Origin of the sequence: Desulforamulus aeronauticus DSM 10349 (genome assembly GCF_900142375.1) — a bacterium.
Taxonomy (GTDB): Bacteria; Bacillota; Desulfotomaculia; order Desulfotomaculales; family Desulfotomaculaceae; genus Desulfotomaculum; species Desulfotomaculum aeronauticum.
This window is the reverse complement of record NZ_FRAR01000011.1, coordinates 51759-66071: the sequence shown is the minus strand read 5'-3', so window position 1 is coordinate 66071 and position 14313 is coordinate 51759. Positions and strand designations below refer to the sequence as shown.

12 protein-coding genes, 1 tRNA gene, 1 other RNA gene and 1 pseudogene are annotated in these 14313 nt (G+C 46.5%); 3 read left to right on the top strand and 12 right to left on the bottom strand.

The window, feature by feature from the left end; translation table 11 throughout:
• Positions 1 to 61: 61 nt before the first annotated feature.
• The 5 genes from BUA78_RS07335 to dnaX form a co-directional block, all read right to left on the bottom strand.
• The gene (locus BUA78_RS07335; RefSeq protein ID WP_072912616.1) at positions 62 to 769 is read right to left on the bottom strand and encodes a hypothetical protein; all 708 of its coding nucleotides are present in this window, start codon (positions 767 to 769) and stop codon (positions 62 to 64) included.
• Positions 770 to 1082: 313 nt separating this feature from the next.
• Entirely contained in the window at positions 1083 to 1346 is a 264-nt protein-coding gene (locus BUA78_RS07330) for a pro-sigmaK processing inhibitor BofA family protein (protein WP_072912614.1), read from the bottom strand.
• Between the two features lie 122 nt (positions 1347 to 1468).
• Positions 1469 to 2071 carry a recombination mediator RecR gene (gene recR / locus BUA78_RS07325; protein WP_072912612.1) on the bottom strand — a complete coding sequence of 201 codons (603 nt, stop codon included), beginning with the start codon at positions 2069 to 2071 and terminating at the stop codon, positions 1469 to 1471.
• 197 nt (positions 2072 to 2268) lie between these two features.
• Positions 2269 to 2586: a YbaB/EbfC family nucleoid-associated protein gene (locus BUA78_RS07320; RefSeq protein WP_072912610.1), complete on the bottom strand. Its 318-nt coding sequence runs from the start codon at positions 2584 to 2586 to the stop codon at positions 2269 to 2271.
• Between the two features lie 18 nt (positions 2587 to 2604).
• Complete coding sequence (gene dnaX / locus BUA78_RS07315; protein WP_072912608.1) at positions 2605 to 4263, bottom strand: DNA polymerase III subunit gamma/tau; 1659 nt, start codon at positions 4261 to 4263, stop codon at positions 2605 to 2607.
• 227 nt (positions 4264 to 4490) lie between these two features.
• Here dnaX and BUA78_RS07310 point away from each other — a divergent pair, with 227 nt between their 5' ends.
• The 3 genes from BUA78_RS07310 to BUA78_RS07300 all read left to right on the top strand — a co-directional run bounded on the left by BUA78_RS07310 (position 4491) and on the right by BUA78_RS07300 (position 6767).
• Entirely contained in the window at positions 4491 to 4850 is a 360-nt protein-coding gene (locus tag BUA78_RS07310) for a winged helix-turn-helix transcriptional regulator (RefSeq protein WP_072912606.1), read from the top strand.
• A gap of 104 nt (positions 4851 to 4954) precedes the next feature.
• Positions 4955 to 5377, top strand: coding sequence for a pyridoxamine 5'-phosphate oxidase family protein (locus tag BUA78_RS07305; RefSeq protein ID WP_207650488.1), 423 nt, complete (start codon positions 4955 to 4957; stop codon positions 5375 to 5377).
• Between the two features lie 262 nt (positions 5378 to 5639).
• A complete protein-coding gene (locus tag BUA78_RS07300) occupies positions 5640 to 6767 on the top strand; it encodes a DUF362 domain-containing protein (RefSeq protein WP_238456755.1) in 1128 nt (375 codons plus the stop codon).
• 57 nt (positions 6768 to 6824) lie between these two features.
• Here BUA78_RS07300 and BUA78_RS07295 read toward each other — a convergent pair whose 3' ends face one another.
• The 7 genes and pseudogenes from BUA78_RS07295 to BUA78_RS07265 form a co-directional block, all read right to left on the bottom strand.
• Positions 6825 to 8495, bottom strand: a complete 1671-nt coding sequence (locus BUA78_RS07295; RefSeq protein ID WP_072912604.1) for a nucleoside kinase — start codon at positions 8493 to 8495, stop codon at positions 6825 to 6827.
• A 241-nt stretch (positions 8496 to 8736) separates the two neighbouring features.
• Positions 8737 to 9000, bottom strand: an RNA gene (gene ffs, locus BUA78_RS07290) — signal recognition particle sRNA large type.
• 21 nt (positions 9001 to 9021) lie between these two features.
• Positions 9022 to 9113: transfer RNA gene (locus BUA78_RS07285), tRNA-Ser, on the bottom strand.
• A 291-nt stretch (positions 9114 to 9404) separates the two neighbouring features.
• Complete coding sequence (locus BUA78_RS07280; protein WP_072912602.1) at positions 9405 to 10457, bottom strand: zf-HC2 domain-containing protein; 1053 nt, start codon at positions 10455 to 10457, stop codon at positions 9405 to 9407.
• 218 nt (positions 10458 to 10675) lie between these two features.
• Positions 10676 to 11668 carry an alpha-ketoacid dehydrogenase subunit beta gene (locus tag BUA78_RS07275; RefSeq protein ID WP_072912601.1) on the bottom strand — a complete coding sequence of 331 codons (993 nt, stop codon included), beginning with the start codon at positions 11666 to 11668 and terminating at the stop codon, positions 10676 to 10678.
• A gap of 26 nt (positions 11669 to 11694) precedes the next feature.
• Complete coding sequence (locus BUA78_RS07270; protein WP_072912598.1) at positions 11695 to 12651, bottom strand: thiamine pyrophosphate-dependent dehydrogenase E1 component subunit alpha; 957 nt, start codon at positions 12649 to 12651, stop codon at positions 11695 to 11697.
• 448 nt (positions 12652 to 13099) lie between these two features.
• A pseudogene (locus tag BUA78_RS07265) lies at positions 13100 to 14218 on the bottom strand (DEAD/DEAH box helicase); the annotation flags it as partial.
• Positions 14219 to 14313: the final 95 nt, after the last annotated feature.

Below are 14313 nucleotides of genomic sequence, written 5' to 3'. Positions count from 1 at the left end.
AAATTAAGATTCCAGGGTACTTTGTGAGACATGGGTAATTCTGTATGTTGGTCTGGTTGTCCTACCAGAAGGTTCGCGGCATAAATCGAGTCAATGGTCGTACGGGGTTCCCCATCACATCCTGCTGACCGATTTTTTTAGCAACCTCCTGATCTGCAGTGGTAGCCACCACCGGGATTCCCAGAATTTTAGAAACTTCTGTGACCATACGGGCACCTTCTTCAACAACCTCCGGGGTTGTTTCGTCACCCAAATGGGTGTTGTTGATTAAGCCGTCAATAGGGCCCAATTCTTTTATGTAGTCAAGTATTTCTGGTACGGTAGATGTCATGGGCCTTTTGACATTAATAACAGCAAAAATTTGCATTTCCGGGGTTTCGTCTACACCTTCCAGTAGGTTTAGGGTTTTGGCACCCTCAACTCCGTAGCCGATGTCTAAAATAACATCCCCTTCACGGTATAATGCCCACCTACACTCAGGCTTAATAATATTTCCTGCTTCTCCTAGTCCTATTGTATCCCGAGTCTCCCAGGCTAAGACTGTCATACCTGCAGATTCCAGTTCTTTTTTAATAGGACGTAGCGTATAACAGGGTTCAACAATGTCCAGGTCTACTAAGTTGACCTTTCGGCCGTCACGAGACAATTCTAAGGCCCGGTTTACTGCCACTTCGCTTTTGCCGCTGGCATATTCGCCAACGTAAGCCTCAACAATTCTCTTCGAGATGGTGCAACCACCTCCACTCTTTTGTTGACTTAGTTTATCCATTTCAGAAAATTCCTAAAAGGCCTGTAAATAGCAAGAACCGGGATATTAAGCCATATCCCGCGTTCCTTTCCTCAGTATATAGGTTAATTTTAGGGAAGTCAACAATTTGTTAAACAATTTAACAGGCTAGAACAACTGTTAACGTTCCATTTTTGATAGCTCGGCGAAACGTCATTTAAGGGATGTTAACCGCTAAAATAAAGGATTTTACCATTGGCCAAAAAGGCTGCTCCACCCCTTGAACGGTATTATCCTGCTGCCGACTGGAATAAAGCTTTACTTAGCCGAATGCTAAAAATTATTATATCGTTATTTATAGAATGATATAGTTGGCTAATACCAGGAGAACAACTCCCGGTACTTGTAAAATCCCCGCGGTGAGGAGTGTGATGGGATTAATGGCAATGTGTATACCTAGTCCGCCGCAAACTAAATTAACTAAAACCAATAGGAGACCACCCACCGCCAAAGACAGTCCTAGCTTGCCAACCAGAACCAATGGACGGGCAAAGATTGTCCCAAACAAATACAGGCCAAGGAGACCCAGTGTACTTAGTATGACAGTCTTCCATTCCAATGTAATTCCCCCCCCTTTTTACAAAACCAAAAAAATACCCCCTATAGAAATATAGAGGGCTTGGACAAACTTTATGACTAAAATTATTAGTTTTTCTTATACTTCATGAACGTGTAAAATACTTACCCAAACTCCCCTCGGCCCTCTAGAGCTTTGTTAAGAGTCATGGCATCGGCATATTCCAAATCTGAGCCAACAGGAATGCCGTGGGCAATACGGGTCACTTTAATACCCAAGGGCTTTATCAGCCGAGCTAAGTAGAGGGCTGTGGTCTCCCCCTCCACATCAGAGTTGGCTGCTAAAATAACTTCTTCGATTTCATCGCTTTGCAACCGCTTCAACAGTTCCTTCAGGGTTAAGTTTTCCGGCCCGATACCATCCATGGGGGAAATAGCCCCGTGCAACACATGGTAATAGCCTCGGAAACCCCTGGCTTTTTCCATAGCAATGACATCCCGGGGTTCTTCCACTATACATAACAGCTTGCCGTTCCGGGTGGTATCCCGACAAATGGGACATAGCTCCTCATCCGTAAGGTTACAGCAACAACTGCAACGTTTGATAGACTGGCGAACCTCCACCAGTGCCTTGGCCAGGCTCTGGGCCGCCTCCGGTGGGGAATTAAGAATATGAAAAGCCAACCGCTGGGCTGTTTTAGCCCCAATGCCGGGAAGCTTGGCAAATTCGTCCACCAACCTAGCCACCGGACCGGAGTAGTAAAGCATGGGGGTTCCTCCTAATGTGGAATTATATCTGTTATCGTGGGATTACCTTAGTCAAAGGTTACTGTGCTTATCACTGTTATCGGCCACCGGCCGTCAGCCATCGGCTTTTTGGATTTTAGTCGAGGGCTGATGGCCGATGACAAGGGGTGAAAGATATCACACCGAATTTAGAAAGACTCTCAAAGTATCCTGACGGTCTAGAATAACCCCGGAATATTCAGGCCCCCGGTCAATTTGCCCATTTCTTTGGAAACCATTTCCTGGGACTGACGAAGAGCTTCGTTAACGGCAGCCAGCAGTAAGTCTTGCAGCATTTCAATATCTTCAGGGTCAACTGCTTCGGGTTTTAGGGTGATGCTGACGATTTCTTGTTTCCCACTAGCCACTACTTTAACAGCTCCGCCGCCAGCGGTTGCTTCTACTGTACGGTTGGCTAATTCTTCCTGCATTTTAGCCATTTCCTGCTGCATCTTTTGAACTTGCTTCATCATCTTATTCATATTGCCACCCATCATAATGTAAAAATCCTCCTTTTATTTCACCCCACCGGTTTCGCTGGGGTCATTTTCTAAGATTACCAGATCTTTGCCAAAAATGCGAACTGCTTCAGTATATACCGGGTCCTCTTCTGGTTTAAGTGTACTAAGTGGCGGCTTTTTTGCGTGCACACAGCGTACCTCCCACGATCCGCTAAAGTGTTTACCCAGCAGCCATTCCAGATACTTTTTATATTCAGGCTTGTCGGCTCTTCTTACATCAAAATCATCTTCAAAAAACAGCGTTACAATATTCCCCTGAGCCTCCAGTGACGGTTTGGTTTCATTAAGTAAAATCCACAGTGGTTTTTTACCGTTTTTAATGTCCCCCATTAGGTCTGGCCAGCCTTGACGTACCACGCCACTGACATCCTCCCCACCGACGTGCAGAGATGTTTTCTCAGGGGAAATTCCTTCTTTAATGGTTTTATTAACAGGAGTCACCGGTACTTTTTCTTCCGTAGGGTCTGTTCTGCTCGGAGAAGGTGGTGTGGGTGTGGGATTGGGCTCGGCGGGCATGGTTATCTCGGGTGCCCTGGACCTAGGCAAAGTACCACTTGCCAACTGCCGCTCCAATTCAGCCACCCTTTGGGTTAAGGCCTCAAGGGAACCACCCAGTTCCGGGCGGGAAGCCTTTACCAAGGCTAATTCCAAAACCAAGCCGGGTTGAGAGCTCCATTTCATATCCTGCTCAGCTTGCACCAGTAACTTTAGCAGATAAAATAGGTTATCGTTGCTGATTTGCTCTCCCGTGCCACGCCCTTCAATACTATCCACCAGCAAGTCCCGTAAAAAGGTGGTCATTTCTCTGGTAAAAAGCCGCAAATCCTTACCGAGATCAGCCAGTTTCGACACCAGCTGTAGGGCTTCACCGGTTTTACCATCAGCTAGAAATTTTACCATGCTTTGGAGGATATCCTGCTGGACTGTCCCTAAAATGCTGTGAATGTCCCCCGCAGTCACGGTATCCACCGCAAAGGCAGCACCCTGATCTAAAATACTCAGAGCATCCCGCAGGCCCCCTTCGGCGGCCTTGGCAATAAGCCAAAGGGCTTCTTCATTCACCTCAATGGCCGCTCCTTTGGCCACCTCCCGTAACCGTTCTACCATCTCTGCCGGTTTTATCCGTCGAAAATCAAAACGCTGGCAGCGTGATAAGATGGTTACCGGTACTTTATGGGCCTCGGTGGTGGCCAGCACAAACACCACATGTCCCGGCGGTTCCTCCAAGGTTTTTAGCAGGGCATTAAAGGCTTGATCGGTTAGCATATGAACTTCATCTATAATATATACTTTTCTCCTCCCGGTAGAAGGAGTAAATTTAACTCTTTCCCGCAAATCCCGTATTTCATCGATACCTCGATTGGAGGCGGCATCGATCTCTACCACATCCACCGAATTGCCTTCGTTGACCGCGAGGCAGTTTTGGCAGTGATTACAAGGTTCCCCGCTTGCCGGTTCCAGACAATTTAAGGCCTTGGCCAGCACCTTGGCGGTGGTGGTTTTGCCGGTTCCCCGCGGGCCACAAAACAAATAAGCATGGGCCACTTTCCCCTGCAGCAGAGCGTTTTGTAATGTGCGGGTAATATGTTGTTGTCCTACAATATCTTGAAACTTCTGCGGACGCCAGGTCCGGTACAACGCTTTGTATGCCAAAACAAAACCACCCCACAGTTAGTCTTCCATATTGTTTCGCCCTTTAATACTCTTTTCCTTTTTGGGATTGTATTTCCAGATTAGAAAATCTCGGCTTGCCTGTAGCTAATTCTTTTATTTCCAACGTAAAACAGCCATTATTCTTGATAATAAGCAAGGCTGTTCAAAAGGATTCAAGTATACTATAGTGTTTATTACCGATGCTTCCTAATTAGGAGTGAACACGAATGAAAATACGAGAAGAATATACTTGCCCCTTGGAATTAACACATGATATTACAAAAGGCAAATGGAAACCAATTATTCTGTGGCAGCTTGGTAAAAGAAATATGTCACTCTCGCAATTTGAGAAAGATATCGTGGGCATCAATCAAAAAATGCTGATTGAACAATTAAAGGAGCTTTTAGATTTCGGGATGATTGACAAAAAAACCTTTGCCGGTTACCCGCTAAAGGTTGAATATTTTTTAACTGACCGTGGCAAAAAAATGCTTGAGGCCATTACGATCATGCAAAGCATCGGGATCGATCTGATGATTGAAAACGGCATGGCGGGTACCCTTAAAGCAAATGGATTTATTGATTAAAACCATTGATACCCATAGCTACCCACAAAAAAGTGTGTAATTTACTGCCTACTTGTAAAACCGTATACTGATTACAACAATGAATTTTACAAGAGGTGTTTCATATGATGAAAAATGCAGAACAAACCATAGGTAATCTTATTGATCAACAAGATGTTTCTTTTATCAGTTCAATAGACAGAGAGGGCTTTCCAAATACAAAGGCAATGCTGCCACCACGCAAAAGAGAAGGCATTAAACAGATTTATTTTACTACGAACACATCCTCCATGAGAGTACTGCAGTATCAAGAAAATCCCAAAGCAAGTGTCTATTTTTGTGACAAGCGCTTTTTTAGGGGCGTTATGTTAAAAGGAACCATGGAGGTGCTTGAAGACCCAGCAACTAGAGAAATGATCTGGCGGGAAGGTGATACCATGTATTACCCTTTGGGTGTTACAGACCCGGACTATTGCGTATTGAGATTTACAGCTCTATCCGGCAGATATTATAGCAATTTTAAATCAGAAGATTTTATCGTGGAATAGCCGCCGGTAACTTGCGGAATAATGGACAGACCAAATAAGCATAAGGGAAGCAGCGCATGAAACTCGCTGCTTTTTTCATGTGTGCCTTTTCATTTTCTTTAGAGCGCGGTTATCTCCTTGAGGCTCTGTCTGGACTTATGGGTATTGATTTGGGGTCCAGGAGGAAACTCCCCTTTGCTAGCGAATCCTTTCCCATACTGTAAATGGCGACTTATAAATCCGGTCATAATAACTATTAATAAACGGGAAGGAAGTATGATCTTTGTCTAGCCCCATGAAGGTTGCTGTGGCCCGCTGTCAAACCTATGACATACAGCAAGTGGAAACAGCCATAAAGCAGTTACTAGACCACCTAGGTGGTTTAGAAAAGTTTATTCGCCCAGGACAAATTGTGGCGGTAAAACCCAATCTTATTGCCAAGAAAAAACCCGAGGAAGCAGCTACCACCCATCCTGCAGTGGTAGAGGCCCTGGTTCGACTAATCCAACAGGTCGGTGGAAAACCCTTCATCGTAGATTCACCCGGTGGTCCTGGCAGCAAAAGCCTTCTTAATGCCGTATACAAGAGCACCGGTATGTCCGCCGTGGCGGAACGCACCGGCTGCGGCTTAAGCCTCGATACCACTGAGCTGGTGCTGGCTCACCCAAAGGGGCAAGCGACAAAACAACTTACCGTTCTTAAAGTGTTGGCCGAAGCCGATGTCATCATTGGCTTACCTAAACTAAAAACACATTGTATGACTCTCTATACGGGTGCGATAAAACTTATGTATGGAGCTATTCCAGGACTTAAAAAAGCAGAATACCATTTCAATATGCAACGGCTAGATCAGTTTAGCAATCTGTTGATTGATATCAACACTTTACTGCCCACCACCCTGACTATTATGGATGGCATCATCGGCATGGAAGGGGACGGACCCACCGCCGGTTCACCCAGGGAAGTCGGGCTGCTGCTGGCCAGCCAAAGTCCCTACGCCATGGATTCTGTTTGTTCAGACTTAATTGGCATTAACCCCAAGAACTTACCCGTAATCCAGCTGGCCAAAGAGAGGGGGCTTAGCCCGAAAGCGGAGCTAATTGGCGAGCCTCTGCCAGAGGTTAAGCCACCCTTTAAATTGCCCCGACATAAGCAGGTGGATTTCGATATTCCCGGACCCTTTAAAGGCATCATCAGCAAACTACAACCAAAGCCCATCTTTAGCCCGGAGCTTTGTATTGGTTGCGGTGAGTGCCACCGCTGCTGTCCGGCCGATGCCATCCAAATGGTAGAAGGCCGACCACAGTTAAAGCCAGCTGCCTGTATCCGCTGCTTCTGCTGCCAGGAACTCTGCCCCCATCGCGCTGTAACGGTACATCAGAATTGGTTGGGCAGGAAAATTCTACGTTAATAGGTATTCCTTTGACTAAAAAACACCCTCGGATTCGTAGAAATCCGAGGGTGTTTGCTATCTTACTGTTCCATCAAAACAACTACCACCAATAAATTCCCGGACAATGGAATTTAAGGGGATTTCGTCAAGACATAAGGGGGCGAAGAAGGTTAGGAAGTCTAATAACCTTTGAGCTTCGGCATAGCCCGCGTTATCCGGGGTAATTTGTTTCAGATGGGGTTCTGCGATCCCTTTTAACACTGCCAATTCATAAGGCAAGGCAGAATTGAACATAACATCGGCACTTTCCTGAAAGGGGAAAATGTTTTTTTCTTCTCCCCGGCGAACAGAAGGCCACATGGAGATGGTGTCCTTGGCTGAACGCCCCCGACAACGCTGATCCCGGCTAATGCGCCTCAACAGCCGAACATCAGTTGTGGGTATGCGGTTTTGGTTATCCAGATTAATTTGGGTAAGGGCACTAACATAGATCTTGAATTTTTTGCCTTTCGGGATAGAAGTGGTTAGCAAATCATTTAGTCCATGGATACCCTCTACTATGAGCAGATCTGAAGGCCCGAGTTGAAGCCTTTCACCATGATATTCCCGCTTGCCGGTTTTAAAATTGAAATAGGGTAACTTAATCTCTTCTCCTTGAATGAGCTTAATTAAGTGGTCATTGAATAATGAGATATCAATGGCCCCAATGCTTTCAAAATCTAAATTACCATTTTCATCCCGGGGGGTATTCTCCCGGTCTACAAAATAATCATCCAAAGATATGGCCACAGGACGAATACCATTCACCTGTAATTGGGTAGATAACCGCTGGGCAAAGGATGTTTTGCCCGAAGAAGAAGGTCCTGCGATAAGAACAATTCTAATACGATCAATGTCTTCGGCAATTTGATCGGCAATCTGTACAATTTTTTTCTCGTGAAAGGCCTCGGAAACTCGGATTAAGTTACCAATATCACCCTTGGTAACAACATCATTTAAGGATACAACATTACTGACCTTTAAAATATTGGCCCATTTCTTGGCCTCGAAATGAATATTCGCCAGCTTACCCCGTTCCTCATAAGGAGGAATCTCCATCGGATTCTCCGCCTGAGGTAGTTCTATAATAAAACCGGGTAGATAAAAACGCAGACGGAAGTTTTTTAAGTACCCGGTACTGGGCACCATCGGTCCGTGACAAAAATCACAAAAACCCCCGCAGGAATAGAGCTCCACTTCTTCCCGAGGCCAGTAGTTTAACAGTTGGATTTTTTCCGTTTGGCCCGCCTCAGTAAATATTCTTTCAGCATCTTCCTTATTTAGTTGACTAAGAACAAAGGGTTCATCCGCTTCGATAATATAACGCATTTGCCGCTCTATTCTACTGATATCGCGATCCTTGAGCGGTCGGTCGTATTGAATCTCCCCATACAAACCATTGCCTAAGGTGTGTTGAATAACAGCATTGCTGCCCGGCAATATTTCTGTCACAGCCCGCATAAAGACCATGGTTACACTGCGATGATAAATCCTGATACCTTCGGGAGAGGACAGATCCACAAAGCGAACCTGACAGGGATTATCCAGGGGAGTTCGCAGGTCCTTTAACACATTGTCAATAGCGGCAGCCACTACGGGAATTTCCTGTTCATGTTTGTGCATAGCAAGTACTGTCATAACAGGTGTACCCTGGGCTACCTCGTAGGTTGTTTGTCCCTCTACTTGGATTTGCAACATTTCTTCCATATTGTACACCTCCCAAATAATTAGCTAGCTAAGTAACCCCTATTATACAAGGATTCGGTGATTTGTGCCACTACTTCAGTAACTTTGCTGCTGTAACCTTCTCCCTCGACAGTCATAGATTACACAACCGGACTTGCCAAATCCTTGACGTGCCCTATGGATATAGTAAAACTCCTTGCTGAAAATACAAAAAAGCCGCCTGCATATCGCAGACAGCTTTAACTCTTTATAAATTTAGCGACCGTGCACCTACCGTCGAATAATGACTTCCGAGCGAACCATCGCAGGTTACTCAGACCAGGCTACCTCACGGCACCCGCAGGGATTCCCTTAGTGCTGCTTCCGTCAGGACCTGACACGGTTCGAGAGCCTACGCTGCGCAAGACCCGGTCGTCAACGTCCCTTACGATGACCAGTCCTCACAAGTCATACCCTAGGGTGGGAATTCAACCCAGCTACAGCGGATTGCTGGTACAGGGCACCGCTACCTCCCCGTCTAGCACGGTCATAGACTAAAACATAATAATGGCGGAGAGGGCGGGATTCGAACCCGCGAATGAGTTGCCCCATTACATGATTTCCAGTCATGCGCCTTCGACCGGACTCGGCCACCTCTCCAAGAAAATATTAAGTTTTGTTAACGGGCTACATCCTAGATTATATTAATTTCTGCCAACCAAGTCAAGAGCCAATTTAGACAAGCCTAAACAAATCTTTTTTATTCTCAGCCAATGGCCTGATGGATTTGTTCACTTGGCCAGTTTACAATAATTTTTTAACAAAAGCAACATTTTTGTTTTTGTACTTGTTAGTAGTTTTGCTAGGTATCGGTAATTACACCCTGGATTCTGCCCTGAGCTTAAAGAAACAAAAAGCCCACCATATGGCGGGCAACTTAGGCAAAAATCCTTATTCGAGAATAATGGCTATCTCTGCATACTTACCTAGATTTTCTAACTGTTGAATCACCTGAATTTGCTGGTCTATACTGGCATTAACAGTCGCCAATTGTGTTTCCACTTCTGGTTCTGCATTTTCCACCAGCTTTTTCTCCAACTGGTCCTTTTGTTCTTTTAGCCGATCCAATACCGTAACAGCTTGCTTGTGCTGACCACTTAAATCTTTGTCTGTAGGCATGTCGGTAACTACAGTCCCCAAAGCTTTTAACTGCCCTTCTGCTCCTCTGGACTTATCAAGGGGAACCCGAAGGACTACTTTCCCTGAAGCTTCGCTGTACGGAGCAACGATAGACCCACCGCTAGCTTGGGTGATGGAACTCACTGCCCGTAGGGCTGCAGTTGGATCTTGGACACCCACCTTTAGAAGCACACTGCGGTCTACCAGTCCCTCACTTGGCTGTGGTTGATAATTTTCCACCGTAAAGCTCCTAGCGGGCTGCCCTGTAGATTTAACTGGCTTCTCATCAGGCTTTGCGGCAGGTTTATTAGGTTCAGCCTTGGCTGGGGACTTGTCGTCCGGTACAGTTACCGGAGTCTCAGATGGTTCGGAATCCTTAACCTCTGTTTCCTGCTTATCCGGATTCGGCTGTACAATAGATGCTACATCCGGGGTTTGGTTAGGTACAGGAATAAATTGATTGCCGTCCTTTTCCCACAGGGAAGTTACTCCCAAGGCCATCACCATAACTGCTGCCACCGCAGCGGTACGGTACCAAGAGTGGCGGCTAACCTGGGTTACCCGATCAAACCAGCTTTTTTGCACTGGCACTTCGGTAGGAGATGGTAATCTATCAATTTTTTCCATTAACCCGGCCCGGAAGCCGGCTGGCGGAGATAGTTCAGGAAGTTCCTGCAGTAGGTTCATGCAAGAGCGTAGTTCTTCCAATTCAAATCTACAGGAAGAACAGTGAGCTAAATGCTCTTCCACTGCTGTATATTCGGCAGGATCAAGGACTCCGTCCAGGTAAGGTGACAACATTTCTAGAACAGCCTGGCATTGCACGGAACATCCCCCCTTTACATCCTAGACGCATTAAGCCAGCCAATTGTTCCAACATATAGAATCATTTTCCTAATCGTAGTCATTTTAAAACCTATCATTATTGTAGGACATAGCAGGCGAACAGGAAAAGATGTAATATCATCGTGTTTTTCAAGTAATTGGTAAATGACGTCATTTACCAATTACTTATATCAATAGACTTTATTAATTCTTAAGAACTACTGCTCTTTACTTTGCATAATAGCCCTGATACTTTCTATAATCATTTTTTCGTTTGGCAGATAAAACTCCTCCAAGGGTTTGCTGTAGGGAACCGGAATATCCGGGGCCGCAATCCGCTTGATCGGAGCTTTGAGCTGAGCAAAGGCCTTTTCCGCAACCACAGCAGCAATTTCTCCACCAAAGCCACCGGTACGGGTAGCCTCATGTAGCACCACTAGCCGTCCGGTTTTGGTCACAGATTTTAAAATGGTTTCCTCATCCAAAGGTACCAGTGTCCTGAGATCCACAATCTCCACGCTGATCCCTTCCTGTTCCAGTTTAGCAGCAGCCTTAAAGGCTGCCCCCAACATTTTAGACCAGGTCACCAGGGTAACATCCCCGCCAGGCTTCTTAACATCGGCTACCCCGATGGGTATGGAATAATCCTCTTCGGGTACAGGACCGGGTACGAAATATAAAATCATGTCTTCGATAAAGATAACCGGGTTATCATCCCGGATGGCTGACTTTAACAAACCCTTGGCATCTGCCGGAGTGCCGGGCATAACTACTTTAAGACCGGGACAATGGGCCAACCAGGCCTCCAGGTTATGCGAGTGCTGGCATCCTGCGCCAATTCCCGATCCGCTTTTCATGCGTACTACCAAGGGGAACTTGCTCTTGCCGCCGGATAAATAACGAAGTTTGGCAGCATGATTGACAATTTGGTCCGCTGCAATGGTGAAAAAGGGATTAAACATAATTTCCACCACCGGGCGCAGTCCCATGACAGAAGCCCCCACCGCCAGACCGGCTATAGCGGCCTCGGATACCGGGGTATCCTTTACCCTGCGGGTTCCAAACTCTTCCAATAGACCAAAGGTGGGAAATTTGGGATTACTATGAATCCCCACGCCGATTCCCTCACCGGCAACAAAAACCTGCTCATCCCGGCGCATCTCTTCCCGTAACGCCTGATTAACAGCTTCACCCATTGTTATCTGTTGCACTCTAAACTCCCCCTTTCGTTAATTACCTAGGCAAATATGTCTTCCAAGGCCTCGGTAACATCCGGCCAGGGACTTTCCTCGGCAAACTGCACGGACTGCTCAACTTGTTTCATAACCCCTTCATTTAGCTGTTGCCAGGTGGCTTCTGTTAATACCCCCGCCCCCAGCAATTCCTTCTTTAATTTTTCTATGGGACAACGTTGTTTCCACTGTTCAATTTCTTCCTTGGGCTGGTATACCTGATGATCTGTGGTGCTGTGACCACCCCAGCGGTAGGTTTTAAATTCTAGTAAGATGGGGCCATCCCCGGCCAAACACTTTTCCCGTGCCTCTGCTGTGGCTTCATACACCCTTTGTACATCATTGCCATCCACTATTTGGGAGGCCATGCCATAGGCAGCGGCCCGGTCGGCCAGGTCCTTTACCCGAGTGTGTTCTTCTTGCCGCTGAGCTCCGGAGTAGACATTGTTTTCACAAACAAAGATTACAGGCAAGTTCCACAGGGCAGCTAAATTAAGGGCCTCGTGAAAACTGCCTTCATCCGCAGCGCCGTTACCAAAATAGCATACTGTAACAAAATCTTTATTTTCATATTGAGCCGCAAAGGCGGTTCCTACCGCAATGGGTATACCGCCTCCTACCACCGTGGTGGTACAAAGGGCATTAACCTCCGGAACTGCGATGTGCAAGGTGCCACTCTTTCCCTTGTTATACCCGGTGCGCTTGCCATAAATTTCTGCCATGAGTAGGTTGATTTCTGCCCCCTTGGCGATTAAATGCCCGTGACTGCGGTGATTGCTAATAATAACATCCTGAGGTTCCAGGGCTGCACTGACACCCGCCGCCACTGCCTCCTGGCCGGTACAAACAATCATCATGCCATGCAGCTTTCCCGGCTCTTTACTAAGTGCCTCCAACTTCTCTTCAAACCTACGAATAAGTAGCATGGTTTCTAACAATACAACTTGGTTCGGATTCTCCATGGGTATCACCTCCATAGATTTTACCTAAAGTATTCCATACTGACCTTATAAATCCTATGCCGCAAGCAAATTAGTTAGCAAATATTTTGAATTTAAAAAATACTTCTCCAAAGAAAAAACCACCGTGTTGGTGGTTTTGACTGCGAATTCTGCCGGCCCTGTGTTATCGACTGGGGGCTGTTCTTTTCCCGCCCCTTTTCCCTCCGCGTAAAGCGGTTTCCCGCGCTGGTGCTTGTTTAGGGGAAGTCTTCCCTTTAGCCCCTACCTGCTTAGAGGTATTTTTAGAGGTATTTTTCACCGTACCCTTTACACCCATCGTTTCCTGGGGCCTTTGGGGACGCTTCCCTCTGCCGGCCTCTCCAGGTCTGCTTCCCTTACCGGCACTAGTTACTGCTCCCTTAGGAATTCTTTTTTTATCAGATGTCTTCTTCTCAACGGAGCTGACACTTCTTTCTCCATCCAAGGTGCGTATTTTGATACTCTGACCAATGGCACTTTCAATTCTGTGCAAATCCACCCGCTCCCGAGGCGTTACCAGAGTAACGGCTAGCCCTACTTGTCCAGCCCGCCCGGTACGACCGATGCGGTGAATATAACTTTCCACATCCGGCGGCATGTCGTAATTAAAGACATGGGTAACCCCTTCCACATCCAAACCCCTGGCAGCCACATCCGTAGCCACCAAAACTTGTAGTTTTGCCTCACGGAAGCGTCGCATTACTTGCTCACGCTTGGCCTGAGACAGATCCCCATGCAATTCATCGGATTCATAGCCCTGAGCCCTTAAAGCCTCATTTAAGGCACTGGCCCGCCGCTTGGTCCGACAAAAGGCAATGGCTAGATAAGGGCGAAACTGGTCCAACAGCTTGCAAAGAGTATCCTGCTTGGCTCGATCCGTGGTATCTATCGCAATTTGTTTAATTTCATCCAGAGTGACACTTTTGCTTTGTACCCTTACATCCACAGGCTTTCGCATATATTGACCGGCCAACGCACGAATCTGCTGAGGAATTGTGGCTGAAAACAGCATGGTCTGCCTCTTGGCAGGTGTGTAGAGAAGTATCTGTTCCACATCCTTTAAGAAGCCCATATGAAGCATCTGATCTGCCTCATCCAATACCAACATGGAAACCCCATTTAGCACGATGGTCCTGCGACCCAAATGATCCAGCAAACGCCCCGGTGTACCCACAACAATGTGGATGTTTCCCTTTAGCTTATGGACCTGTTGAAGCACATCCTGCCCCCCATAGGATGCCAGCACATTAACCCCTAAGGCAGCAGCCACCTTTTTAACCTCTGTGGTAATTTGTAGTGCCAACTCCCGGGTGGGTGTAATAATTAAGGCCTGAATACAGGGCTTATTAGGATTAATTCTTTCCAAAATAGGCAAAACAAAGGCTAAAGTTTTGCCAGTACCTGTCTGGGCTTGAGCGATAACGTCCTTGCCGTTTAACAATAATGGGATGGTTTTTTCTTGAATGAGCGTTGGTTGGGAAATTCCATTGGCTCTTAAAATATCGGTAAGTTTCCTTCGTATTCCCAGACCTAAAAAATCTGTAGTCATCGGTACCCTCTCTTTATATCCGTTATTACGTGTATTAGAAAAACTTGCCTCCGCCACGTCTTGAGACACCGGCGGAGGCTTAGTTTGCCCTTAGG

Coding starts and splice junctions, on each gene's coding strand:
- BUA78_RS07335 (WP_072912616.1), bottom strand. CDS start 769: ATGGATAAACTAAGTCAACAAAAGAGTGGAGGTGGTTGCACCATCTCG.
- recR (WP_072912612.1), bottom strand. CDS start 2,071: ATGCTTTACTACTCCGGTCCGGTGGCTAGGTTGGTGGACGAATTTGCC.
- BUA78_RS07320 (WP_072912610.1), bottom strand. CDS start 2,586: ATGATGGGTGGCAATATGAATAAGATGATGAAGCAAGTTCAAAAGATG.
- BUA78_RS07310 (WP_072912606.1), top strand. CDS start 4,491: ATGAAAATACGAGAAGAATATACTTGCCCCTTGGAATTAACACATGAT.
- BUA78_RS07305 (WP_207650488.1), top strand. CDS start 4,955: ATGATGAAAAATGCAGAACAAACCATAGGTAATCTTATTGATCAACAA.
- BUA78_RS07295 (WP_072912604.1), bottom strand. CDS start 8,495: ATGGAAGAAATGTTGCAAATCCAAGTAGAGGGACAAACAACCTACGAG.
- BUA78_RS07270 (WP_072912598.1), bottom strand. CDS start 12,651: ATGGAGAATCCGAACCAAGTTGTATTGTTAGAAACCATGCTACTTATT.